27 protein-coding genes, 13 tRNA genes and 2 pseudogenes are annotated in these 22,559 nt (G+C 38.6%); 40 read left to right on the forward strand and 2 right to left on the reverse strand.

The genetic code is table 11. The features are described 5' to 3' along the window. The first annotated feature begins 857 nt into the window (after window positions 1-857). The 4 genes from BM146_RS17535 (at window position 858) to BM146_RS17550 (ending at window position 5,945) form a co-directional block, all read left to right on the forward strand. Window positions 858-1,067 (forward strand): hypothetical protein, encoded by a 210-nt coding sequence (locus BM146_RS17535; RefSeq protein WP_074891836.1) that lies wholly within the window; start codon window positions 858-860, stop codon window positions 1,065-1,067. A gap of 326 nt (window positions 1,068-1,393) precedes the next feature. Further along, a complete protein-coding gene (locus tag BM146_RS17540) occupies window positions 1,394-2,935 on the forward strand; it encodes a hypothetical protein (RefSeq protein ID WP_074891838.1) in 1,542 nt (513 codons plus the stop codon). 2 nt (window positions 2,936-2,937) lie between these two features. Further along, window positions 2,938-3,570, forward strand: a complete 633-nt coding sequence (locus tag BM146_RS17545) for a hypothetical protein (protein WP_074891840.1) — start codon at window positions 2,938-2,940, stop codon at window positions 3,568-3,570. After that, window positions 3,567-5,945, forward strand: a complete 2,379-nt coding sequence (locus BM146_RS17550; protein WP_074891842.1) for an ATP-binding protein — start codon at window positions 3,567-3,569, stop codon at window positions 5,943-5,945. The genes BM146_RS17545 and BM146_RS17550 overlap by 4 nt, the downstream gene beginning before the upstream one ends. Before the next feature lie 252 nt (window positions 5,946-6,197). Here BM146_RS17550 and BM146_RS20540 read toward each other — a convergent pair whose 3' ends face one another. Together BM146_RS20540 and BM146_RS17560 are read right to left on the reverse strand one after the other, a co-directional pair. Next, complete coding sequence (locus tag BM146_RS20540) at window positions 6,198-6,443, reverse strand: DUF4357 domain-containing protein (RefSeq protein ID WP_083413643.1); 246 nt, start codon at window positions 6,441-6,443, stop codon at window positions 6,198-6,200. Continuing rightward, the gene (locus tag BM146_RS17560; RefSeq protein WP_074891844.1) at window positions 6,416-6,616 is read right to left on the reverse strand and encodes a hypothetical protein; all 201 of its coding nucleotides are present in this window, start codon (window positions 6,614-6,616) and stop codon (window positions 6,416-6,418) included. Before BM146_RS17560 ends, BM146_RS20540 begins: the two co-directional genes overlap by 28 nt. 187 nt (window positions 6,617-6,803) lie before the next feature. Between BM146_RS17560 and BM146_RS17565 the strand changes: the two genes are divergently transcribed. From BM146_RS17565 to BM146_RS17730, 36 genes and pseudogenes are all read left to right on the forward strand, one after another. Beyond that, entirely contained in the window at window positions 6,804-8,249 is a 1,446-nt protein-coding gene (locus BM146_RS17565) for an AAA family ATPase (protein WP_074891846.1), read from the forward strand. A gap of 175 nt (window positions 8,250-8,424) precedes the next feature. Then, window positions 8,425-8,619, forward strand: a complete 195-nt coding sequence (locus BM146_RS17570) for a hypothetical protein (protein ID WP_074891848.1) — start codon at window positions 8,425-8,427, stop codon at window positions 8,617-8,619. A gap of 115 nt (window positions 8,620-8,734) precedes the next feature. Next, window positions 8,735-9,484, forward strand: coding sequence for a hypothetical protein (locus tag BM146_RS17575; RefSeq protein WP_074891850.1), 750 nt, complete (start codon window positions 8,735-8,737; stop codon window positions 9,482-9,484). Beyond that, window positions 9,481-9,909, forward strand: a complete 429-nt coding sequence (locus BM146_RS17580) for a hypothetical protein (RefSeq protein ID WP_074891852.1) — start codon at window positions 9,481-9,483, stop codon at window positions 9,907-9,909. The genes BM146_RS17575 and BM146_RS17580 overlap by 4 nt, the downstream gene beginning before the upstream one ends. A 496-nt stretch (window positions 9,910-10,405) precedes the next feature. Continuing rightward, window positions 10,406-10,514, forward strand: a tRNA-OTHER gene (locus BM146_RS19690). 4 nt (window positions 10,515-10,518) lie between these two features. After that, window positions 10,519-10,590: transfer RNA gene (locus tag BM146_RS17585), tRNA-Trp, on the forward strand. Between the two features lie 29 nt (window positions 10,591-10,619). Next, the gene (locus BM146_RS17590; protein ID WP_022778260.1) at window positions 10,620-10,877 is read left to right on the forward strand and encodes a helix-turn-helix domain-containing protein; all 258 of its coding nucleotides are present in this window, start codon (window positions 10,620-10,622) and stop codon (window positions 10,875-10,877) included. Between the two features lie 39 nt (window positions 10,878-10,916). Next, a tRNA-Glu gene (locus tag BM146_RS17595) sits at window positions 10,917-10,990 on the forward strand. A 4-nt stretch (window positions 10,991-10,994) separates the two neighbouring features. Then, a tRNA-Glu gene (locus BM146_RS17600) sits at window positions 10,995-11,068 on the forward strand. A gap of 4 nt (window positions 11,069-11,072) precedes the next feature. Further along, window positions 11,073-11,156: transfer RNA gene (locus BM146_RS17605), tRNA-Tyr, on the forward strand. Window positions 11,157-11,160: 4 nt separating this feature from the next. Next, a tRNA-Ser gene (locus BM146_RS17610) sits at window positions 11,161-11,248 on the forward strand. A gap of 111 nt (window positions 11,249-11,359) precedes the next feature. Further along, on the forward strand, window positions 11,360-11,491 hold the full coding sequence (locus BM146_RS20220) for a hypothetical protein (RefSeq protein ID WP_278308526.1): 132 nt from the start codon (window positions 11,360-11,362) through the stop codon (window positions 11,489-11,491). Between the two features lie 95 nt (window positions 11,492-11,586). Next, window positions 11,587-11,808 (forward strand): helix-turn-helix domain-containing protein, encoded by a 222-nt coding sequence (locus BM146_RS17615; protein ID WP_022778262.1) that lies wholly within the window; start codon window positions 11,587-11,589, stop codon window positions 11,806-11,808. An 84-nt stretch (window positions 11,809-11,892) separates the two neighbouring features. Further along, window positions 11,893-11,964: transfer RNA gene (locus BM146_RS17620), tRNA-Cys, on the forward strand. 4 nt (window positions 11,965-11,968) lie between these two features. Then, a tRNA-Phe gene (locus tag BM146_RS17625) sits at window positions 11,969-12,040 on the forward strand. Window positions 12,041-12,044: 4 nt separating this feature from the next. Further along, window positions 12,045-12,117 (forward strand) — tRNA-Lys (locus BM146_RS17630). A 4-nt stretch (window positions 12,118-12,121) separates the two neighbouring features. Beyond that, window positions 12,122-12,194: transfer RNA gene (locus tag BM146_RS17635), tRNA-Lys, on the forward strand. A gap of 4 nt (window positions 12,195-12,198) precedes the next feature. Next, window positions 12,199-12,271: transfer RNA gene (locus BM146_RS17640), tRNA-Gln, on the forward strand. A gap of 4 nt (window positions 12,272-12,275) precedes the next feature. Beyond that, window positions 12,276-12,348, forward strand: a tRNA-Asn gene (locus tag BM146_RS17645). Window positions 12,349-12,572: 224 nt separating this feature from the next. Next, window positions 12,573-13,361 (forward strand): tRNA(His) guanylyltransferase Thg1 family protein, encoded by a 789-nt coding sequence (locus BM146_RS17650; protein WP_242949437.1) that lies wholly within the window; start codon window positions 12,573-12,575, stop codon window positions 13,359-13,361. Then, the gene (locus BM146_RS17655; RefSeq protein ID WP_074891856.1) at window positions 13,358-14,404 is read left to right on the forward strand and encodes an RNA ligase (ATP); all 1,047 of its coding nucleotides are present in this window, start codon (window positions 13,358-13,360) and stop codon (window positions 14,402-14,404) included. The genes BM146_RS17650 and BM146_RS17655 overlap by 4 nt, the downstream gene beginning before the upstream one ends. Before the next feature lie 25 nt (window positions 14,405-14,429). Then, complete coding sequence (locus BM146_RS17660) at window positions 14,430-15,089, forward strand: hypothetical protein (RefSeq protein WP_074891858.1); 660 nt, start codon at window positions 14,430-14,432, stop codon at window positions 15,087-15,089. 92 nt (window positions 15,090-15,181) lie between these two features. After that, window positions 15,182-15,252 (forward strand) — tRNA-OTHER (locus BM146_RS17665). Between the two features lie 250 nt (window positions 15,253-15,502). Next, complete coding sequence (locus BM146_RS17670; protein WP_074891860.1) at window positions 15,503-16,072, forward strand: hypothetical protein; 570 nt, start codon at window positions 15,503-15,505, stop codon at window positions 16,070-16,072. Between the two features lie 18 nt (window positions 16,073-16,090). Further along, window positions 16,091-16,678, forward strand: coding sequence for a metallophosphoesterase (locus BM146_RS17675; RefSeq protein ID WP_074891862.1), 588 nt, complete (start codon window positions 16,091-16,093; stop codon window positions 16,676-16,678). Next, complete coding sequence (locus BM146_RS17680) at window positions 16,675-17,781, forward strand: RNA ligase (RefSeq protein ID WP_074891864.1); 1,107 nt, start codon at window positions 16,675-16,677, stop codon at window positions 17,779-17,781. Before BM146_RS17675 ends, BM146_RS17680 begins: the two co-directional genes overlap by 4 nt. A gap of 40 nt (window positions 17,782-17,821) precedes the next feature. Then, window positions 17,822-18,733, forward strand: a complete 912-nt coding sequence (locus tag BM146_RS19060) for an AAA family ATPase (protein WP_177201730.1) — start codon at window positions 17,822-17,824, stop codon at window positions 18,731-18,733. A 62-nt stretch (window positions 18,734-18,795) separates the two neighbouring features. Next, window positions 18,796-19,083 (forward strand): hypothetical protein, encoded by a 288-nt coding sequence (locus tag BM146_RS17695; RefSeq protein ID WP_074891866.1) that lies wholly within the window; start codon window positions 18,796-18,798, stop codon window positions 19,081-19,083. A gap of 42 nt (window positions 19,084-19,125) precedes the next feature. Next, a complete protein-coding gene (locus BM146_RS17700; protein WP_074891868.1) occupies window positions 19,126-19,356 on the forward strand; it encodes a hypothetical protein in 231 nt (76 codons plus the stop codon). A gap of 90 nt (window positions 19,357-19,446) precedes the next feature. Next, window positions 19,447-19,710: a hypothetical protein gene (locus BM146_RS17705; protein ID WP_074891870.1), complete on the forward strand. Its 264-nt coding sequence runs from the start codon at window positions 19,447-19,449 to the stop codon at window positions 19,708-19,710. 76 nt (window positions 19,711-19,786) lie between these two features. Beyond that, window positions 19,787-20,596, forward strand: a complete 810-nt coding sequence (locus tag BM146_RS17710; protein ID WP_242949438.1) for a TIGR02452 family protein — start codon at window positions 19,787-19,789, stop codon at window positions 20,594-20,596. Window positions 20,597-20,608: 12 nt separating this feature from the next. After that, window positions 20,609-21,127, forward strand: a complete 519-nt coding sequence (locus tag BM146_RS19065) for a hypothetical protein (protein WP_083413640.1) — start codon at window positions 20,609-20,611, stop codon at window positions 21,125-21,127. A 27-nt stretch (window positions 21,128-21,154) separates the two neighbouring features. After that, window positions 21,155-21,373: pseudogene (locus tag BM146_RS19070) on the forward strand (type II toxin-antitoxin system RelE/ParE family toxin); the annotation flags it as partial. Next, a complete protein-coding gene (locus tag BM146_RS17720) occupies window positions 21,366-21,656 on the forward strand; it encodes a helix-turn-helix domain-containing protein (RefSeq protein ID WP_026658859.1) in 291 nt (96 codons plus the stop codon). The pseudogene BM146_RS19070 and the gene BM146_RS17720, both read left to right, overlap by 8 nt. Window positions 21,657-21,996: 340 nt before the next feature. Further along, window positions 21,997-22,182: pseudogene (gene rhuM, locus BM146_RS17725) on the forward strand (RhuM family protein); the annotation flags it as partial. A gap of 104 nt (window positions 22,183-22,286) precedes the next feature. Continuing rightward, a complete protein-coding gene (locus BM146_RS17730) occupies window positions 22,287-22,532 on the forward strand; it encodes an NUDIX domain-containing protein (protein WP_074891872.1) in 246 nt (81 codons plus the stop codon). Window positions 22,533-22,559: the final 27 nt, after the last annotated feature.

A 22,559-nucleotide genomic window follows, 5' to 3' on the forward strand; every position in this document is an offset into this window, starting at 1 on the left:
GTTTAGCCTGCCTATAAGAGTTCTCTTTGAACGGGATTGTTTCTTTTCTTTGTCCCAAAAAGATTTGCATTCATAGACATATGTGATTCCGGATCTTTTATCTTTTTGATGAATGATAGACATGATATCACCTCCTATATCGCCATGTATACAGTATAACACATGACGATATATAAAACAATAAAAAAAATGCCAAAAAACATAGAAAAAATCTAGTTTTTTGGCATTTGATACAACTGTGAAATAATGGTTATGTATTTCTCTTGTGGTGAAAAAATGAGTCCGGGATGCAGATAGGCTGTGAATAGTAACTGCAGATGGGAGCTGAGCTTTTTGAGAGGCAATTATAGGACACGTCAGGATTTATTATTGAAATGTAGAGAACCTTTAAGGGGAGGAAAAAAGATATATGGGGATGAGTTAGTCAGCGTAGTTGTTTGGAAAGGATGTGATAGCATGATTGAGTTGATTCTTGATTTGATTTTTATAGGAGCGATAGTAATAGCACATGCACCGGTTTTACTTGGACTTTACGGAGCGTTCCTGGTGCTGAAGATCTTTTTTATCTCTTTTACCAAGGGGATTTGGTATGTGTGCAGCTACCCTTGCTACTGGATTATAAGACGAAGGCGATAATGCGGAGGATGTGGGCTTATGAACAGACTCATTTACTGGATAAAGAAATGCATCTATAGAAACAACAGATTCTGCAAACACTTCTGCGTGACCTGCGAGTTTTATGAAGTCTGTAGAAGAGATGGGGAGCTTGGATAAGAAATCGAATGATAAATATAAGTTGGGCTAGGGGATGATCATATATCATTTCCTGCCCCTGTGCCCTCTTAAGGAAGGAGATTTTGATTATATTCTTTGGGAATAATAAGAAAGATAAAGATGTGAGACTTACAGATAAGCAGTATAAGGATCTTGTAGGTGGTATGAGCAGGAAAGAACGCAAAGAATTTGAACGCCACCAGGATCAGCTTCGCAGGGATAGGGAAGACGATAAGTTTGATGTGGCTATAGCAAAGATTGCGCTATTTACTGTGAATTTCACTCTGTTCTGATCATTGCATTTGCTGTGTTGTTGATGCTCACCTTATGAGACAACGGAATAATGTCTTAAGTACCAGTTTATTGATTAATAATCAGTGGCTGGTATTTTTTTTATCGATTTACTTTACAAAAAAGTGAATACGAAGACAGAGAAAATACGATATAAGTCCGAAGAATTAAAAAATGATGTGGCTACAAGTTTTGGTTTTGATTTATACTAATTATGCATACTTTTTATAAGAAAAATAGGGCTTTTTGATGAGAAAAAGTCGGGTTCTATGATGTATTATACAGAATTTGCTTATGGATTAAAGTGTGAAAGGGGGATTTACAATACTTGAGCGTAGTTTCAAAAGAGGAAATAGATAAATTATCATTGATGTACGATGGTGATAAAAGTAGAGATGCCTCTGACAAAATAAGAGGTTTTTTGTTTCAAGATTATATTGCAATTGGATGTTTACTTGATAATGATGTTGAGTACGTTTGTTCAGAGTATATAGAGGACGTAGATGTTTTTTTTCAAGATGGAAGATTACTTATTATTCAGGCGAAGTATTATCCAAATACTGTGCCTAAAAAGGATGAGATATTCACGGATTTATTCTATCAATATCTACAACTTAGAATGTTGAATAGTAACATGTCTGCCATACCGAGTCTGTACATTCACAGAGCGGTGACAGTGGCAATTCCTACGATTGATGAAATGAAAACATATGTGGTGGGAGAAAATGCGCTTCGAAAAAAAGTGATTTATCCCAATGAAGTAGATGCAGAGAAATTTCTAGAAGAAGAAGTTTATTCTTTGACAAAAAAGGAAGAACGAAAGCGAAAGCTTTTCTTGAAAATGGCTTCGGAGGAGTCTATAAAGGGATTCCTGGATGCGTGCAGCATTGTTCATCTATCAAATATTGATAAGTATAAAGATGAAGTGATGGATAAATTGGCGTTGTCATATCCTAGACCTGATAGAAGTGTTGATCAGGGAAACTGGAAGTTAATTCTACTTGGATTAGCAATATCACGCATACAAAGCCGCTATATGTTGAAAGACCCTAGTTTTGAACAACTGAGAGTAAATAAAAATGATTTTGATCAGCATATGCGGATGACTGTCCAGACTAGAGATGAACTATCAATAGTATATTACCTCATTGGAGTTACATACGAAATATATGGTCAGATAATCATTGGAAATGATCTTTCTGTGGTGCAAAGAAAGATGTTAGATCAGATCTATTACAATACAGTAAATTGGCTAACGATGACGTTAGATAATCCGGATGGACAGTATCGGTTGTTGAATACAATTAGTACCGACGACTGTAGTAAAATAAAAGATTTTATGGATATGCCGATAGATGCTAGGCTGATAAAAATAGCAGAATGCAAGCCTGGATTTGAGTGTTTTATATGTTATCTATGGAAAATAATGCTTGATATTAATCAGAGTAATGGGATGACTAATAGTGTTGACAATGATGATGAGCTAGATCCTTCTAGCTATGTGGATAATTCGGTGAAAGACTATATATGTTTGCATTTTCCAGAAGATAAGCTGATAAGTCATGCAGTAATTCTTCCAGAGGTTCTTAGTAGGTTTAATACAATTAGGAGAAATATCGTAAGTCGTATGATAAATGCTGAGCCTAAACCGGGAAAATGGTTCTTTGGAAACAATGGTATTATGCGTGGGAAGAACTACTATAAGTATAGCACAGCAGATGTATGCGATAATCCTACAGTTGCTGATTTAGGACAAGAGATTTTTTATATAGAGTGCATGGACTGTATTGGAGTTGATGAAGGACAGTGGAATAAAAACGAAAGATGTGACACATGCATTTTTTCTGAACAATGTGTAAGAGGGGAATGATAATGGTTTTACAGGACGAATTTGAAAAGGCTGGATATAAGGATATTCTTAATGGGAGCATTTCTTTGGATTATGAAATATGCCTCGATGATTTATATGATAAAAATATGAGACCAGAAGAGTTACTAGGTATTTATATTAGCAGGCAAAGAGATGATTTGTTTTTTCTTCTTAAAGGGGATGTGGAGGATATAAACCTTTTATGTGATAGTTGGGATGAAAGAATTCGTGTATTTTCAATTATTAATGAGAATACAAAAGCGGTCAAAAAGTTAAAATATAATATTGTGCAATTGATAGTTGTTTCTTCAGATGAAGTGGATAAAAGTATAGAGGGCAATTTGATGTTCTCAAGGAAGCTGATTATTAAGGGGGATTTATCAGATAAGAGTCACATAAAGATTGCTGCTGATGAAGCGATTGAATTACCGTTTCATATGATCAAAGATGATGGTTTTACTCTTGATGAAAATAAAGTGAGACAGCTGAGCGAGTTGTTACCAAGTGATGAGGAATTATTGTTGTTTATGAAAAAAAATTGGAAAAAAGTAATTCGAAAAAAAAGAAATGACGTATATGATAAATCATTGAAACTGTCTGACTTTGAAAAGGTTAAGGAGTGGTTGGAACAATGATAATACGGAAGGTAAAAATCAAAAACTTTAGAGGCTATACTGATAAAACAATTTATTTTCAAGATAAAACAGTTGTGCTTCTTGCTGCCGCTAATGGAATTGGTAAAACAACTGTAGTTGATGCAATAGAATGGTGTCTGACAGGGGATATCAGAAGATTAAAAGAAGCTTTTGATTCAAGGAGTACTAATACAGCTGAGCGTAAACTGAACACAAATGGTATTCTGAAGAATCGCGAAGCTGATGATAAAGAAAAAGTGGAGGTTGTCCTTTGGTTATATGATGGGGAAAAAGAGCTGATCCTCAAGAGAGAACAAAAGAAAGATGAGCTAGATAAAGATTCTTCTAAGGCTACGATAGATAATAGTGAGGAATTAGCAAAAAGTTTTATTCAAGAATATGTCGGCGATAGTTTCTATAATTTTCACTTTTGTGATGTACAGAAATCATTTAATATCCAAAATACAAAAAGGACAGACCTTGATGAATTATTTAGCGAGTTTATAACAAATTATGATGCACAGAAACAAATAGCAACAAATTTAGACATCTTTGCAGAGGATTGTGATAGATACATAGAAGACAAAGAAAATCAAAAAGTATCTCAGAACGAGATAGATAACCTTCAGAAACAAATTGATATTGCCCGAGAAGATGCTAAAAATACCAAATATCCAGAAACTGGGTTTTATTCGGGTGAGGTAATCGATATCTATAAATTAAAGAGAGATGATTTAAATCAACAGAAAAAGGATATAGAAAAATGTGGTTATCAAGTCGCGGGAGAAAGCATTTATAAGCTTATAAAGAACGAAGAATTTAAGCAACAACAGAAACTTATCAAAGAATTAGATGCTTTATTAGAAAATAAGGGAGATTTAATCAAAAGCGCATTAGAGGAGAGGCTAAATATTGATACAGAAATCATTACAACATTAGAAATAAAGCAAAACAGATTGAAAGATTTATCATTATCAAAAGATACAATTCTTCTAGATGCAGAAAGTGTAATTGTTTTAGGAAATGAAGGCTTTAGCCAGGAGTTCTTTGAAACTGAAAAAAGGACTCTAGAATTAAAAGATAAGACACAGAGGGAACTTGCCTCTGAGATAGAGTTATTATCAAAAAACAATAAGATGCTAAGCTTACTGTCGAATATTTGCGCAAATAAAAAAGAAGTGATTAATTATAGAGATAGTAAGCTTAAAGATGATGGTGTCGTGAAATGTCCTATATGTGGTTCGGAAGCTTTTGGAATTATGGATGAGGCTAAGATATTAAAAGAGGCTGAAGAATACATTAGGTTGAACGGCGAAGTTGTAAAGGAAAAGGAAGAGGCTAAAAAAGCATTGATAGAAGATATTGATGCTTTATATGAGAAAATTATTAAAAGAGCTAAAGATGTAGTTGATAAAGAATGCGAGGTACTTGAAAAAAGAATAAAATCACTAAAACTATTGTTGGAGGAGACACAGCCTTATTTTGATAAGGTGAATGAGTTAAGGAAAAGTAGAGAAGATGTGATTTTAGAAGAACTAAATAAAGATAATCTTAAGGTTTTATTAGATGAAATAGAAAATAAAATAATCGAAGAATCTGTGGAAAATGAAGTAAAAGATACTTATCAGAAGATATTAACAGTCATTGGCTACAAATATGATGGTGAGACTTTAAAGCAGACATATGCCAAAGTACAGAATCTTATCGGCAGCCCATTAGAGATTTTGAATTTTTCATATGAGTTATTTGTTTCTAAGATCAATTCAATCAATAGTTTCCTTTCAAATCAGGGATTAACAGCTCTATGTAAAAAGCAGGATGAAAACAACAAAAAAAACACAGATCTTGATCGAGAAATAAATGTGCTTCAAGAATTGAAAGACAGGGCAACACAGAGAGCGGAAGGAATAAGAAATCTTATTGATGAGCTTTCTGGAGAAGAGTACAAAAAAGTAGGCCCTGTACTATGTAAGTTTTATAACAAATTGGCAAGATTTAATTTTGCTGAGGGGATAAAAGTTGTTCAAGAAAATGATGGCATTACGTTAACTGATGATAAGGACAAAAACATAGTCAATGTATTGAGTAATGGTCAGATAAGTGTATTTATGTTAGCACATTTTTTTGCTGGGATTAGTGCAAGGAATAAGCATGAAAGAATGAAAGTATATTTCATTGATGATTTGACGGCGTGTATGGATGATGTAAATATGCTTGCATTTATGGATTTATTAAAATACCAGATGTCGTCAAAAGAAACTATGGAACAGTTATTTTTTGTTACTTGCGATGACCGTATTAGCAGGTTGTTTAAGTATAAAATGAATGGACGTGGGATAGAACTATGTGAGCTGAATGAAGCTGATTTACTTTAAGACAGTTTTCATAAAGTGATAGTGGCAGGTAAGATATTGCAATAATCGAACATTTTGGGGCCTGACTGTGATGATGTAGGAACCTTTTGGTGTTCATATATGACTATTTCGTGCTAGGGCATCGGTGCTGAGCATCGCTCAGCACCATTGTTTTTATTGCTAACCGAGGGTTCGCAATTCAGCCTCACTTGGCAGACTATTCGCGTTTACTGCAGCACTGGTATTAATGCCAGTGCTGTTTTACAAGACAAATTATTCTAAACTCGCGTCTAGCTCCTTTAAAGAAATACCATCTACAGTTTTCCATTCTATATATCCGTTAGCATTAATTCCACATGCAAAAGCGGCTGCACCAGAAGGAGTGTTGAATAGAATGTCCTCTAATAAAATGCAATTGCCATCTACTTTATTCCAGAGTCGCTCTCTTTGCTTTATAATATGTTCGGAACAACTCGGTTTAGTTTTTTCAGCTATCTTGCTCCCTTCTTTAAAACAAATCCTTCAGCAGTTCTTATGCCGATAGCTTGTATCCCGCCTCTAGTGCAATATAACTCTGGCCCCTCTACTGATGCGCCGGAATCAGCTACTGCTACTAATGGTATAAACAGTTTATGTCCAAGCATACCAACAATAACCATAGCATCATATGCATTAGATTCTACTTTTTGCACCTAACTATAATCTACTAGCTCTGCTTATGTCTAAAAAGAGCTGAATATAATAAAAGAGTAAATGTCGGTAAAAAATATAATATTACCGATATTTACTTAAATTGATTACTTATCCAAATCGCATATATTTTTGCGGATTTGGATAAGCATTATTGACTTATATAATCGATATGCTTATTATATTCTTATGAAAAAGAAGATTATTGGAAGAACAAGGGAATATGCAAGGCTTGACAAATGTATGCGTGAGGAAACAGCGCAGCTTGTCTTGGTGTATGGGCGAAGAAGAGTTGGTAAGACATTTTTGATAAATCAATACTATGGGAACTCTTTTAGCTTTAAGTTGACAGGTGCATATAATAAGCCGAAGGTTGACCAGTTACATGCTTTTATAAATGAGCTAAATCGAAAGTCTCATAAGAAGATACCAACACCAACAAACTGGACAGATGCATTTGAGCTTTTGCGTGAATACATTGAGGAGCAGGATCCAGAAAAGAAATGTGTTGTTTTTTTCGATGAGATGCCATGGCTTGATACGCATAAATCTGGGTTCCTCTCAGCTTTTGAGTATTTTTGGAATGATTTCGGATCCTCTGTTGACAACCTTGTTTTTATAGTGTGTGGTTCAGCGACATCTTGGCTGGTGGATAATATAGAGCATAATAAGGGTGGTCTTTTCAATCGTCAGACATGTAAGCTTTTCTTAGAGCCATTTTCACTAGCTGAAACTGAGGAGTATTTGATCAGTAAAGGTATTCGTTGGTCAAGATATGATATTACAGAGTGCTATATGATAATGGGTGGAATACCATATTATCTGAGCCTTTTGGATAAAGAAATGTCATATCTTCAAAATATTGATTATTTGTTCTTTAGAAAAAAGGCAGAACTATGGGATGAATTTGACCATTTGTATAATACCTTGTTTGCACAGGGTGAGAATTATATTTCTGTAGTTTATGAACTCAGTAAGAAGAAAAACGGTCTTACGAGAGAGGATATTTCCAAAGCGACAGGGCTTGCATTAAATGGTGTATTGTCCAAGATTATAAAGAATCTGGTAGATTCTGGTTTTGTCAGAGAAAACCCGTTTTTTGGCAAAAAGAAGAAAGATACTCTTTATCAGTTAGCTGATTACTATTCAAGCTTTTATTTTAACTATATAAGGGATAACAAGGGCAGGGATGAACATTATTGGAGCAATACGCTCGATGCTCCTGCCAGAAAGACCTGGGCTGGAAATATGTTTGAGCAGGTATGTAAAGATCATATCAGCCAGATTAAGCAAAAGATTGGAATTCTAGGCATTCTATCCACTGAGTCATCTTGGTTCGTGAAGGCAGATAAGAAGCTTGGTACAGCGGGGACACAAATTGATTTGATTATTGATCGTCGCGATAGAGTTATAAACCTCTGTGAGATGAAATTTTCTTTGAGTGAATACGCCATCGACAAAGACTATGACGAGAAATTGAGAAAGAGGATAGAGACCTTTCGTAAAAATTCAAAGACTAAAAAAGCAGTTCAGATAGTATTTGTAACAACTTATGGGGTGGAATCAAATCAGTATAGTGGAATTGTTCAAAAGCAGGTCACACTAGATGATTTGTTCAAAGCCAAAGAGATATAATTGCTTATCTTAATCGCATGCCATAACGAAGATTTGGATAGGTAATAATGCAAGCTGAATAAGAGCTGAAACTGGTATCGGAGCAAAATCCGGTCCTTTTTCTAAGCCCACATTTTGAGCGGGGTTAGGCACTTCTACAAGAAAAAGTATTATGACAAGGTGCTCATAAAAGATCATGCCGGTAACACGTTATCAGAAGAAGTGGGTTCAATATATCAGGCTGCAGATGGGACATACTAGATTGCGTGATAGAGGTGAAACAAGAAGCGTTCCAAGTGGAAAGGCCTACAACCGCAAGAACGAAAAAGAGAGGATCAGTAAAGAATTCAGAGATGGATTTGTAACTGATTCTTTTTTATTGGCGGTATAAACAATTAAAGAGAATTACCGATATATAAGATAGCAAAAGGAATGCGTGTCTTTTCAATGGATTGATTATCCTATGAAGGGGCACGTTTTTTGTTACCATCTAGGAGGCTGGCATTATGGGTATAACAGCATTGGCACTTGATCGTTATGCGGACAATACATATTCTGTAGCGGGAAAAGAGAATTATACAGGCGTAGATGAGACTTCTAAAAGCTTTGGTTCTCATCTCAGTGAGGCCAGTGAGAAGAAATGTCCTTATAACTTCCTGGCTAAGGATGGCATCATCAATTACAATGGCGTGATTTTTGAATGCGATTATCAGCAGAATGCCATAACCCTTGGAAACATGTATGAGAAAGAAAAGGTCCTTAAGATATATCTTCCAAGTGGCGGAGCTCTTCATGTGAACGTGGATAACATTGATCAACTTTCGAAGGCTGCCAGCATGTTTATGCCGGAAGATCTCAATGCGATCATGAGGGCCATTCATGAGTATAATCACTGCACAAGGAAGCGTTATGAGATCGAGGAAGAGAAGTCCAAGCCGATAGAGGATACTGCTGAGGAGAACGAGACTCCGGACGCGGAAAAAGAGCCAGAGATTAAGGAAAACTCTTTGATAGAAAAGATAAACTCATATAAAACTGAGCTTTATCATAAGCTTCTTAACAATGAGACCGAAGTTAAGATCAAGATAGGAAACCAGGAGTTTACCAAAAAGGAATGGGATAAACTCATGGAACGCATAGATAAGGATCTGGATGACATTCAGGAAGCTTTGAAGGAAAAAGAGGAAAAGCAAGCCGAAGAAGAATACGAGGATAAGATCCAGAAACTATTTGATGAGAGGAAGGAGCTTGCATGAGTTTTTATGCTATTGATTCTTATGACAGACGAAATGATCACAGCTGGTATAAGACAGCTGCAGCCAGTGCAGTCACAGCGAGTGCTCTGAATAAGCCCTTTGCGGTAGAATTGACATCTACAACGTTCATGGCGCCATCTGCAGGAGATGGTAAAGTACTTGGAATGTCTGCAATTGCCGTTGGCCCAAATGCTTCCCAGACAATGATTGCAAGATACTCGGAAAATTCTACTAAGAAAATCAATTGGTTCAAGGGGCTCGATGTAGCAATGAAAAATCAGGTCACGGACCAGTATTCTTATCAGGAGAGATCCGAGCAGATTAAGCTAAGATCATACTTTGAGAAGCAACACCAGGATATTGAGCTGAGGAAAAAGCTTGGAATTGATAATACAAAGATGATAGAGACAATACAATCTTTCTAATATCCATTAAAAACTATTAAAACCCCAAAAAGGTGATACGGTAAAAATGTGAAGATATTTGTGCTACTATAGAAAGAATTAGCCATTGGAGACTAAGGTAACTGAATCTTGCAGTCGTAAGTATTTAGCAATGTACTAAAGTTGAACGAGCTAAGTATTTTATACTACAAGGCTAATAGACAACTAAACTTACCAGTGTTACTATATGATATAGAAAGAGATAAGCGGAGCAGATAAGAGCTCCCGGAAAGGAAAAGAAAGAGACATGACAACAATGAATCGCAATTATTGCCTCTATAGCGAAAGTTATGAATCATCACTCCAGAGCAAATCAGAGTGGATGTTTAATTTCATGCGCTCATTTAAGGATAGGCAAATGCGAGAAAATGTTGTTTTGGCAGGATCGTGATAGACAGGATCCGAGCTTATAGATGAACATGTTTAGCAGCTGCTTACCTCTTAGATGAGGCAGGCAGCTTTTTATTTTGCCTAAAATGCAGAGTTGGCGTGGTTGGTACAGCATCGGGAGCGACGCGAAGCTAGTCCCCGCAGGGGAAAAACCGACATTCCTCACGGATATCTGGGTTCGAATCCCAGGCTCTGCGCTATAGATTCGTGGTGTAATTGGCAGCACAGCAGTCTCCAAAACTGTTAGTCCGGGTTCAAGTCCTGGCGGATCTGTTTGGCTAAGAGCCAGAAATGAGTCAAAAATGACACAGAATATTCCAGCGATCGATATGGTCGCTACGGGACAGAGAATTACAGATTTAAGAGTGGCAGCCGGTATGTCTGTTAGGGATTTACAGGATGTGTTCGGTTTTGCTACTCCACAGGCGATTTACAAGTGGCAGCACGGAACTGCCATGCCAACACTTGACAATTTAGTCGTATTAGCAGCTGTTTTAGGTGTTGCTATGGATGACATTATCGTAGTTGAAGGGGAATGGCTTTATTCACTAAGCGCATGAATTGAATATAGATTAGCGGGCGTGAAAGCGCCTGCGCATGGTTCCATAGTCTAAAGGGTTAGGACACTGGCCTTTCAAGCCAAAGATACCGGGTTCAAGTCCCGTTGGAATCAGTAAGGCTCCTTAGTCTAATCGGCTAGGACGCCAGCCTCTCAAGCTGGAGATGTCGGGTTCAAACCCCGCAGGAGCTATTAAGGGTAGGTATGCCTAGTGGCGAAGGCAGGGGTCTGTAAAACCCTGACAACAGAAACATCGTGAGTTCGAGTCTCATCCTGCCCACTGAGTTTGCGTGACCGAGATGGCTTATGGTGCTGCACTGCTAATGCAGAGCACGGAAAACTGTGCCGAAGGTTCGAATCCTTCCGCAAACGCTTAGTGTCATCTGATGACACTATACAGATCAAAGTTTCTGGTAAATAATACAATTACAGAAACGCAAAGAGCTGCAATACAGCAGCAAAGATTAAGGAGAAGAATTAAGAATGTACTACGTAACTATCAACCAGCAGTTTAATAACAAACAATTCATGCAGTTCTGCAAAAATCAGAAGTGCTTTGTTAGTTATGCAAATTGCAAGTTGGTGGTTGATGGTCCGGGATCCGGAAAAAGATAATCCGAAGAAATCCTGAGCGTTAAGAATAGAGTAGTTCTAGGTCCACTTAACTTGCGTTAGGTGGATTTTTTAATGCAAAAAGGAGAGAAAAAGAAATGGATTATCCAGTAATAGATATCGAAGGAACAGGATTAAGAATCAGGGAGCTAATCAGAGAGAGCGGACATACAGTATCTGAGGTGTCGGAATACCTTGGAGCAAGCACATCGCTTGTGTACAGGTACTTAAGAGGAGAAGTTCTTCCAAGTATAGACAGGATTGTGGCTCTTTCAGTTTATCTTGAAGTTCCTATTGATGACATAATCGCAGTCGCTTAAGGCTGCGCCTTACGACATGGGGTAATGGTAGCCCACAGGACTTTGACTCCTGCAATCTTGGTTCAATTCCAAGTGTCGTAGTAAGACGTAGTAGCCAAGCTGGAAAGGCAGCGGACTGCAACTCCGCGAGCGTGGGTTCGACTCCCACTTACGTCTCTAAGGGCTTGTAGCTCAACTGGTAGAGCTGGGGATTGAAAATCCCTGCGAGGTGGTTCAACTCCACTCGGGCCCATTATGCTGTCTTAGCTCAGTTGGAAGAGCAACGGTCTTTTAAACCGTAGGTCATGGGTTCAAGTCCCATAGGCAGCACTAAGCTGTTGTAGCTCAGTTGGAAGAGCAACGGTTTCTTAAACCGAAGGTCGTGGGTTCAAGCCCCACCAGCAGCATCAATGCGGCATAGTTCAATTGGTAGAGCGTCTGACTCTGACTCAGGAAGTTGCAGGTTCGAGTCCTGCTACCGCAGCTTTGGATACATAGCTCAATTGGCAGAGCGCCCGGCTGTTAACCGGGAGGTTGTGGGTTCAAGTCCCTCTGTGTCCGCTATCCCGGGATAGCGTGGGAGGTAGAGCATCCGCTTCATACGCAGAAGGTTATGGGATCCCTCGCAGAGCTCGGAGTCGCAAGCATGGCATCCCACGGATGCCTGCTACCCGTTCCTGGGACTATTATTTAATCATTTTGATAGAGCGATTTTCTAATTTATCAACCACGGGTTAACTGACAACTGTGCAGGGGAGGAATACTATTGTTAGTAGAGAATAGTAATGGAGGAGAAAACAATGCGTTTTGATGAGATGGATGCAAAGATGCGAATTTATGAGCAATCGTTAGATCAGGTATTACTTCCTGACATTTATATGGTTGCAAGGCTTGATGGTCGGGGCTTTACAAAGCTTACAAAAGAAGTTTGCAACTTTGAAGCACCGTTTGATGAAAAATTTAGAGATATGATGGTGAAAACTACAAAGGCGCTCATGGATTGTGGATTCAGAGTTGTGTATGCATACACAGAAAGCGATGAGATATCATTACTGTTTGCTGCTGGCGAGGATGCATTTGGAAGGAAAGTGCGAAAATACAATTCAACCCTGGCTGCTGAAGCCAGTGCAGTGTTTTCACTGGAACTTGGAATGGCAGCTACTTTTGATTGCAGAATGGTGCCTCTCCCAAATGCAGAAAGAGTTGAAGATTACTTCCGATGGAGACAGGAAGATGCTAACAGGAATGCACTAAATTCACATTGTTACTGGATGCTTAGAAAAGAAGGGGTGTCAGTTCACAAGGCGACATCAGAGCTGAAGGGCAAAGGAATAAGTTACAAAAATGAGCTTCTCTTCAGCAGAGGAATTAATTACGATAAGCTGCCTTCATGGCAGAAACGCGGAGTCGGTATGTGGAATGAAGAGTATGAGAAAGAGGGCACTAATCCCTTGTCAGGCGAGACTAAAATGACAACGCGCAAAAGGATACATGTAGATTACGAGCTTCCGATAGGAGATGAATATGGGGAGCTTATTCGAAGTATTATTGAGAAGGAAGGAAAGAAAAGATGAGAAAACTAGCATCAATACAGAGAATCAAGGCAGTCATGCCTATACCGGATGCGGATAGACTGGAACTTGTTCAGGTTCTTGGATGGAAATGTGTCGGAGGAAAGGGAGAATTTCATGTGGGAGATCTGGTGGTCTATTTCGAGATAGATTCTTTTCTCCCTGTATGTGATGAGTTCGAGTTTTTAAGAAAGAATTCTTACAGAAGCAATGAGTTCATGGGAGAAGGATTCAGACTTAAGACCATGAAGTTTAGAGGAGAGATATCCCAGGGTTTATGTCTGGGGATAGATAAGCTGCCAAAGCTTCAGGGCATGACACTGGAGGAAGGAATGGACGTCACGGAAATCCTTGGTGTGCGTGAATGGGAAATGCCTGAGCGTGCAGGATCCGGAGGAACTATGATTGGAGATCGTCCGGGATATATCCCTAAGACTGATGAGACCAGAATACAGTCAGCACCTGAACTGCTAAACGAGTTCAAGGGGCTTCCATATTACATAACTACAAAGATGGATGGATCAAGCCATTCAATAGGTGTAAGGGATGGGGAAATATCTTTTACCGGACATAACTTCACTTATAAGGATGATGGAAAGTCTGCATTTGTTGAGCATGTAAAGGCCGCAGGAATACCTGAGAAGATGAAAGAGTATGCAGATGTGCATGGGCTTAGCACGTTGGTTCTTCAGGGAGAATGGTGCGGTGAAGGAATTCAGAAGAACAGGCTTAAGTTAAAGAAACCGGAGTGGTTTGTGTTTACAGCCAAAATGGATGACAAGAGAACTGACTTGGCAACACTAAGGAAGATATGTGAGTATGTCGGATGCCAGATGGTTCCTGTAGAAGAGGAGGGTGATGATCTCCTGGCAAAGTATCCTGATGAAGCAGCTCTTTTAACAAGGGCAGAAGGAATCGGATACAACGGAACTACCAGAGAAGGAATAGTAATCCGTCCTGTAGTGCCTGTTCATTCATATACACTGAGCGGACCGTTATCTATGAAGGTAATAAACAACAAGTATCTTATGAAGAATGATGACTAATACTAAGAAAAGGAGAGTGACATATATGGCAGAGAAAATGCTTGTAACACAGGCGCTTGATGAAAGAGACCTTCTTGTAGACAAAATAACTGACAAGATAGGTAAAGCGGTTTTTATTGACACGATAAAGCCTAACGAGGATAAGGTATATGAAGAGCGTATTTCCAGGGAAGATTTCGCTAAAAATGCAGAAAGTGCATATCAGCAGATTCAGGATCTGATAGACAGATATCAGAAAATAGATTCAGCCATAGTAGCATCAAATGCCAAGACCAAGGTAAAGACTTCATATGGTGAGTATACTGTTGCTGGAGCGATTTCTCTAAGAAATAGACTTCGAAGCACAGGCTCTTATGATGGCAGCACAAATTTTGAATATATGCTTCAGAAAAAGATGGAGACTGATCTTCAGAAAATGATCCAGTTTGCAGATACGAAGAATAAGCAGCTCCAAAGTACTGCTGAAAGCATGAGGCTTTCTATCCTTGGTAAGGATACCAAGGTAAAGGATGATAAGCCACTGGGAGTTGTAGATGCATATGTTAAGGAAAATACAACTGAAGTAGTTGATCCGCTTGAAGCACAGAAAAAAGCTGATGCGCTAAAAGAAAAACGCGATACCCTGCTTACTGAGCTTGATACTCAGATCAAGGTGTCCAACGCTACAACTTTTATAGAAATATAATGTAAAAGTATTGCCTGCAGTACGAAAACTTCGAACCCGGCTTCCCTGTAACAGGGTCAAGTTACAATATGGTCTGTAAAACCACTTAAAAGTCCGAAATAGCCAAATGGATAAGGCGCAAGCCCCAAAGCTTGGAATACAGGATCAAATCCTGTTTTTGGAACCCAATGATTGTCGCAATCATTGGCAGCTCGACTGGCTGATAATAGTCTCCACTATTTTGGGTTTTATGTTCTTGGTTATTTATGAATCATGTTTATTTATCGGTTTTTGTCTTGCTTTTTGAATGGTCAAAGGATAACTGTTCTTTAGGCATAGAGATATGCTGAAATCCATGGGAAGGTTTGGCGCTAAGCCGGTTGACCTGAAGTGATACCGCATGGCTGTGCTGTAGGCAATTTTGGGAGGAAAAAGTGAGAGATTATATGGTCTGCTGGCGCGGAGATTTGGACAATGGCTTCCAAGAGGACTTTTTCGTTGCTGGTAGCAATCCGATTTATACTTACAATTTAGTTCGCGCGGATAATATGTATGATGCAGTCGATATTTTTTTGGAAAATACGCTGGACTATGCCTATAATGATGAACCTGTTTTTTTAGATGATGTAAAGGAACAGGCGATTGAAGAGTTTGTATATCTGATATGCGATGAAGATGAACCGAATCATATTATACCTAAAAGATTTAGTACTGTTGCTAAAGATATTTTCAACAAATATGTTGAGGAGTGTGAAAAAAGAGTTGGCCGCGATGAAGCGGTTACCGATAAAGTTGATTTCGAGTGCAGGACTGCTGTGATAAATTCGTTAGATTCAAAGAAATTGCTGGATTCTTTTTCTGAGCGTGAGATAAGGGATCTGTATAAATCCAAGCATGAGTATAGCATATCAGTTGTTGAATTAACGCCACTTTCAAGTGGGATAGAAACACAGGAAGATGATGAAGAATTAGTAATAGACTCATTGTGGAAAAATAATGAGTAATCAAAGACGGGAGGGAACATGATATCTACATTGTATGAGCCATTTAGGCACTGGTCAGAAAACGGATCGGTATATATCCTGTCTGATACACATTTTGATGATGATGACTGTAAGCTAATGGATCCGAATTGGATAGATCCTGCGGAACAGGTCAGAATACTGAATTCTGTGATCATGAAAAATGATACCTTTGTATGCCTTGGTGATGTAGGAAAGCCTGAGTATGTAAAACAGCTCAGGGTCAGAAAAAAGATCCTGCTTCTTGGCAATCATGACAGAAGAGGTGAGTATACAGGGCTGTTTGATGAGATATATGCCGGACCTCTTTTTATAGCTGATAAGATTCTTTTGTCGCATGAACCGGTATATGGTCTGCCGTGGTGTCTTAACATTCATGGCCATGATCATAGCAATATGGAAATGTATAAAGAAGGGTGTAAGCATCTGAATCTTGCAGCCAATGTCTGCGGATATACACCGGTTAATCTGGGAAAACTGATAAAGGATGGGATTCTGTCGGATATAGACAGCATTCACAGGATCACAATTGACCACGCCGTAGAGAAGAAGGAAAAGAAATGGATTAACAAAGAGATACAGACATGAAGTCGAGAATATTAGAATTCATAAAGAATAACCCGGATACCTGGGAAGAGAAGCTGAATGAAAAGTTTATACGCACAAACCATAACGGAGATCTTGTGTGCTTCAAATATGCAACTGAAGCCGATTTCTCTGATCCACTGGTATGCGAGGCAAGGGGAATAATAATAGACGTTGCGCAGCTTGTAGTGGTCTGCTGGCCGTTTGATAAGTTTTTTAATGTGCAGGAAAAGTACGCTGCAGATATTGACTGGAACAGTGCTAGGGTACTGGAAAAAATAGATGGATCCATGATTAAGCTGTTCTGGTACAAAGGTGCATGGAGATTTGCGACAAGTTCTACCTGTGATGCTAAGGATGCAGCTATTCCAGGGTATAACGAACTGACTTATGCGGACATAATTGCCCGTGCTGAAAACGTAAATGAGATTCCTTTTGAGGAACTGAATAAAGACTATACCTACATTTTTGAGCTTGTTTCTCCACTTAGTCAGATTGTTGTCAGATATGAAATGACTGAGCTGTTCTTCTTGACCGCAAGAAATAATCTTACAGGAGAAGAGTTGGATACAGAGCTTCTGCAATTTAGGAGACCCAGGAGCTTTGCACTAAAATCTATGAATGAGTGTCTTGATGCTGCTCTTGCGCTAAATAAGGGCGACGAGATAGAGGATGAGGGCTTTGTCGTGGTTGATGAGAAACATAACAGGGTCAAGATAAAGTCTCCGGCATACGTGGCTATGCACAGATTATCTACGAATAAAGTGTTCACTGTAAAGAGAATGGCTGAGTTTTTCTGTAATGGTGAGGATCTTTCAAAGCTGGCAAAAGATTTTCCGGCTAATGCCCATATCATTAAGTACTATGATTGGCAGTTTGCTGAGATGAAGCATAAAGCAGAAGACATGATGCTCTATTCCAGGCGCCTTTATGAAGAATACGACCACGACAGGAAAGCAGTAGCCATGACCATAAAGGATTCACCATATGCCTGGGCTGGATTCAGGGCAATCGGTAATGATAAGGATATCACTGATATCATGGCAGTGCTTGCACCGGCAAATGTTGAAAAACTGATTGTGGAGTATCCTGAGATAAGTAATTGAAAGCTGAGAAATTATTATGGACGTTATAGGGAGGGACTTAATGAGTTCTATAACTTTTGTGATCGGAGCAACTGCTTCTGGAAAATCATTTTATATAAATGAAATGTTTTCGCAGGAAGACGTAGACATTTTAAATGCATATGATTATCAACAAAGAGCATATGATGAGGCAGGGTATGAAGACGCAATTCCAATTTCTGTGCAGAAAAAATGTGTTATGAAGGCTAATAGTATGCTTCTCGAAGATATTTTGAGAGACGTTAAGGCAGGCAAGAAAGTTGTTGTAGAGCAGACCTTCTATAAGGCCAAGCGACGTATTGCATATATTGATGAAATCAGGAAGTGCGGTGATGTAACTATAGATGTCCATGTAATGTGCCCTGATGATGATCGGTGGAAGATGAATATCCAAAAGCGTGGATTAGATGATCGGTTTGAATATTATAAAGCTATTGAAGCAGAAATAGAGTTTCCAAACCCAAGTGAAGGCTTTGACAATATCTTTGCTGTAAAAAATGGCAAACCTGTCCTAAGAATGGATGATCCTAAGCCTGAAATAGTTGATATAGCAAGAAAAGAGCTACAGAAAGAAGCAGAGATGATTAAGGCTGAAGATGCTAGGAGAGAAGAAAAGGAAAAACTCATAGAGTCTATGAAAAAAAGACCTTTTTGGCATTATTGTGAGGTCTGTGGAAAAAAAGAATATATAACTGCTGAGCAGGCATATATGAGTGGATGGGATTATCCTCCTCACATTGGGATGTTTGGAGTGCTTAGTCCAAGAACATGTGGTAATTGCTCTGACATGGATACTCTATGGGCAAAGTTTATTGCAAAAGATGAATCGAATTGTTTTACTACATCAGAGTTAAATGAGTCAGAACGGAAGACATTGCAAAGAATTAAGGGAGAACCTGAAAGCTTGCTGACAGAAGATGCGTGGGATTTATGAATAGCAGTTAAAAGAATGTAGCTTATGAATTCGGGAATCGAAAATAATAATAGAAAACATACTTGCAGGATGTCGGAGATTTATATAGTCCTGATGAACGTATCTATGTATTTAACTATAGTGAATCTGGAGCGCTTGCGGTGTATAGGATTTGTGAGCTAAGAGACAAAGAGCTTAGTAGGGACAGTGAGAAAGCTGATGAATACTGGGGTGCATTCCTCGGACCAGGAGGAAGTATCTATGACGTTCCTGGCGAACAATGTGGCGTTGATTATGCAATGAAGTTCTGTGAGGACTGGTACAAATCAGAATGGTACGACACCAGAGATTATGCTGATTTAGTTTTATGAGAGAAGATGAGGCACTAGAAGGATGGAAACAGGAGAATATAGATGCAAACTGAGGACATCACATTTAAAATAACAGGCAGAGATGCGAAAAAACTTAATGAATTCCAAAAGCTTCATGATGGCTGTCTTGAGGAACTGGCTGGAGACAGGTTTTCCTATTCTTTTTCACCAACATCTCTTGGCATGGCAATAACAGTCAGCTGTTCTTGCGGGCAGAAACTTTTTCTTGATAACTTTATGGACCATGATGAGAAAGAGGTTGCTATGAGTTAATACGGACCTCTTTCACAAACTGATATTGAGAACAAGAAGTTCGAAGAAGATGCGTTCAGAATTCTGCAGATGGAGAGTCCGCGTATATGTATGATAGCATCTGCAAGAAAACAGACATTTGATATGATATATTTCTTTGCTGTGGGAGGTGCATGTAATGTTGACCCGAGAATCTCAAAGTCTATTCTCTATATCTACAGTTTGGATAAGTACCATCATCAGACGAATAACTACACAGGTTCTGAACGGGAGAACATAGAATTATTCTTCAGACACTTTAAGCAGAAGATTCGTGATGAGATTGAAAAATATGATTGTGACAATAAAGCTCTTTTAGAGAAATTGTATTCATGATACGAATTGACAGAATAAGAAGGTGAGAATAATGGGACGAGATGAAAATGTAGCAATATTCTAAGATACAGAAAAGATGTGCAGAGAGAACGTTCGGCTAAGGAAGTCTATAAAACAGGCATCTGAGAATCAGAAGCTTATTCTGGAGGGAGATTCATTATTTGTAACTGAGAAAGATAAGTATGATGAATCAGCTAAGATAGTAGTCTCAAAGAAAAAGACATTTGAGGCTGCAAGTGAATACAAAGGTATGAAAGTTGCTGTTCATAATTTTGCGTCAGCAACAAATCCAGGCGGTGGAGTAGTTAAGGGATCTACAGTCCAGGAAGAATGTCTGTGCAGATGCTCGACTTTGTACAGCATGCTTAATACCAAGGAGATGTGGAACGGATTTTATGCTCCTCACAGGAATGCAGCTGATCCAATTCACAATGATGACATTATATATACTCCGGGAGTTGTAGTGTTTAAAACAGACACAGCAGCTCCTGTTGCCATGCCAGAAACTCAGTGGTATGAGGTTGACGTTATTACATGTGCTGCTCCTAATCTTAGGGACAACCCCAGCAATCCATATAATAAGAGCGATGGAACGAAAAAAGTGAAAATATCAGATAAAGATCTGCTTGAGCTTCATGAAAAGAGGCTAAGGAGAATATTGGATGTTGCCGTGGCTAATGCTGATGAAGTAGTTATATTGGGGGCATTTGGATGTGGAGCATTTCAGAATAAACCGGAGATTGTTGCCAGAGCTGCAGCAAATGTGATTAATGACTATCTGTATATGTTCAAAAATATAGAATTTGCTGTTTATTGCAGTCCTAAGGACAGTCGGAATTACGATGCATTTAAGCGAGAACTGGCTAGAATTGCCAATCAGAGATAAGGGGAACAAATAATGCATTCTACAATTTTTGTTTTGAATGATAATCCGATTTCGGAAAACGATGTCATTGACGACGACTATTTTTCAGTGAGTCAGATAGAGCGCCAGGGATATGATTATTGTGGTGTAACGAATCTTGAGTATGAAGCAAGGGACTATTTTTCTGGATATTACTCCGATTTTTTTCAGACAGAGATCATGAAAACGGAGTATGAGGATTATCCTGAAGACAACTTTGTGCAGTACAAGATGACCATTAAAAATCGTGAAAAATTCATGAAAGGCGTTTATAAAAGATATCGCAAGGCTTTAAAAGAATTCAGCAATGCTCTTACATTGGAAAAACTTTTGGATAGTGAAGACAGAGATATCCATTATTTGCTATATAAGCTACAGTGTGTAATGGATGATACATGTGCTTTGCAATTCTACAGTGATTATGGAGATTTTGAGAGCCCTGAGCAGTTAATGCGTCGGTGTAAGGATGGAGATGTTTATTATATAGTTGCTGCTTTTGACTATCATTTTTGACAAAAACAAGAGAATCTTGCTAGAGAACCTCTTTCAAAAGAGCTGGAAGATGGTATATTTGAATTACGTAGTGGTGAAGGAAATAACATAGTCAGGATATTGTATTTCTTTGATAAGGGGCAAATCATAATTGCCACTAATGGTTTTGTTAAAAAACAACAGAAAACACCTAGAGGTGAAATTGATTTAGCTAAGCAGAGAAGAATCGACTACCATAGTAGGAAGGAGGCGGGAACGTATGAGTGATCTTCAGGAATTGACCAATGAACTTATGCAGGATCCTGAGTTTAAAAGTGAATATGAGGCACTTCAACCGGAAATGGATATTACAAGAGCGATACTTGATGCAAGAATCCATGCGGGTATGACTCAGTTGGAATTGTCAGAGAAGAGCGGTATAAGTCAAGCGGACATAAGCAGATTGGAGAAGGGTACAAGAAATCCTAGCATTGCGCTTCTTAAACGCCTTGCTGAAGCTATGGACAGTACTTTAAAAATAGAGTTTGTTCCTAAAAAAATGGTAAGATAATAACTTGTTTGGCTTTATGTCAAGATAGAGGTTATAAGAGGAATTAGATCTATTTCTTCTTACAATTAGATAAGAGTAGCCCTGCAAGCAGTGTAACTGGTACAGCAAGTACTGATATCAGTGTAGCTGCTCTTATTATTTTGCTGTTTTCAGTGTTGTTCACGCTCATGGTAGATGGCCTTTCATTGAATCAAGTATGAATTTTGCCAAAGGAGTGGATTTAATACATGTAGTGACCGTGGAGCTTGATATTTAAATCAAGCTCTTTATTTTTTGAAAAGCATCTGAATTTATCAACCACGAGTTAACTGACAGTCAGTATGTATAGGGATATCATTTAATTAAATATCGTGTGAAATCTATCCGCGGAACTCAGTTCCGTATATGGGCAAATTCTGTTTTAAAGGAATATATCATCAAAGGCTTTGCAATGGATGATGATAGGCTAAAGGGGAATGGCTGCGGAAACTACTGGAAAGAACTTCTGGATCGAATTAGGGACATCCGCTCATCTGAGAAGGTGTATATCGTCAGGTTCAAACCATAGATGGAATCTAGCGACTCATATAGCGCTAGATTCCTTTTTTCTATATAATTGAATGAGTGATTATTTGGGAAAAAGAGGCATTTATGGACACTTCCAGAAAGACAATAAACGTAGTAGCTGCGCTGATCAGAGACGGTAAAAGAGTTTTTGCCACAGCCAGAGGCTATGGGAATTATAAAGGTTGGTGGGAATTTCCGGGCGGAAAAGTTGAACCTGGAGAAAGCCCAGAAGATGCTTTAGTAAGAGAAATTAGAGAAGAGCTTGATTCAGTTAAGTGGCTTCCGGCGGATATTACTTTGATAGATGAGATCAAGAAGAGGATGGCGTAAGCTTTGAGGTGAGCAATGGGAAATGAA

The organism is Butyrivibrio proteoclasticus, assembly GCF_900115735.1.
Lineage (GTDB): Bacteria > Bacillota > Clostridia > Lachnospirales > Lachnospiraceae > Butyrivibrio > Butyrivibrio proteoclasticus_B.

Coding starts and splice junctions, on each gene's coding strand:
- BM146_RS17545 (WP_074891840.1), top strand. CDS start 2,938: ATGGTTTTACAGGACGAATTTGAAAAGGCTGGATATAAGGATATTCTT.
- BM146_RS17550 (WP_074891842.1), top strand. CDS start 3,567: ATGATAATACGGAAGGTAAAAATCAAAAACTTTAGAGGCTATACTGAT.
- BM146_RS17565 (WP_074891846.1), top strand. CDS start 6,804: ATGAAAAAGAAGATTATTGGAAGAACAAGGGAATATGCAAGGCTTGAC.
- BM146_RS17570 (WP_074891848.1), top strand. CDS start 8,425: ATGCCGGTAACACGTTATCAGAAGAAGTGGGTTCAATATATCAGGCTG.
- BM146_RS17575 (WP_074891850.1), top strand. CDS start 8,735: ATGGGTATAACAGCATTGGCACTTGATCGTTATGCGGACAATACATAT.
- BM146_RS17580 (WP_074891852.1), top strand. CDS start 9,481: ATGAGTTTTTATGCTATTGATTCTTATGACAGACGAAATGATCACAGC.
- BM146_RS17590 (WP_022778260.1), top strand. CDS start 10,620: ATGACACAGAATATTCCAGCGATCGATATGGTCGCTACGGGACAGAGA.
- BM146_RS20220 (WP_278308526.1), top strand. CDS start 11,360: ATGTACTACGTAACTATCAACCAGCAGTTTAATAACAAACAATTCATG.
- BM146_RS17615 (WP_022778262.1), top strand. CDS start 11,587: ATGGATTATCCAGTAATAGATATCGAAGGAACAGGATTAAGAATCAGG.
- BM146_RS17650 (WP_242949437.1), top strand. CDS start 12,573: ATGGAGGAGAAAACAATGCGTTTTGATGAGATGGATGCAAAGATGCGA.
- BM146_RS17655 (WP_074891856.1), top strand. CDS start 13,358: ATGAGAAAACTAGCATCAATACAGAGAATCAAGGCAGTCATGCCTATA.
- BM146_RS17660 (WP_074891858.1), top strand. CDS start 14,430: ATGGCAGAGAAAATGCTTGTAACACAGGCGCTTGATGAAAGAGACCTT.
- BM146_RS17675 (WP_074891862.1), top strand. CDS start 16,091: ATGATATCTACATTGTATGAGCCATTTAGGCACTGGTCAGAAAACGGA.
- BM146_RS17680 (WP_074891864.1), top strand. CDS start 16,675: ATGAAGTCGAGAATATTAGAATTCATAAAGAATAACCCGGATACCTGG.
- BM146_RS19060 (WP_177201730.1), top strand. CDS start 17,822: ATGAGTTCTATAACTTTTGTGATCGGAGCAACTGCTTCTGGAAAATCA.
- BM146_RS17700 (WP_074891868.1), top strand. CDS start 19,126: ATGCAAACTGAGGACATCACATTTAAAATAACAGGCAGAGATGCGAAA.
- BM146_RS17705 (WP_074891870.1), top strand. CDS start 19,447: ATGATAGCATCTGCAAGAAAACAGACATTTGATATGATATATTTCTTT.
- BM146_RS17710 (WP_242949438.1), top strand. CDS start 19,787: ATGTGCAGAGAGAACGTTCGGCTAAGGAAGTCTATAAAACAGGCATCT.
- BM146_RS19065 (WP_083413640.1), top strand. CDS start 20,609: ATGCATTCTACAATTTTTGTTTTGAATGATAATCCGATTTCGGAAAAC.
- BM146_RS17720 (WP_026658859.1), top strand. CDS start 21,366: ATGAGTGATCTTCAGGAATTGACCAATGAACTTATGCAGGATCCTGAG.
- BM146_RS17730 (WP_074891872.1), top strand. CDS start 22,287: ATGGACACTTCCAGAAAGACAATAAACGTAGTAGCTGCGCTGATCAGA.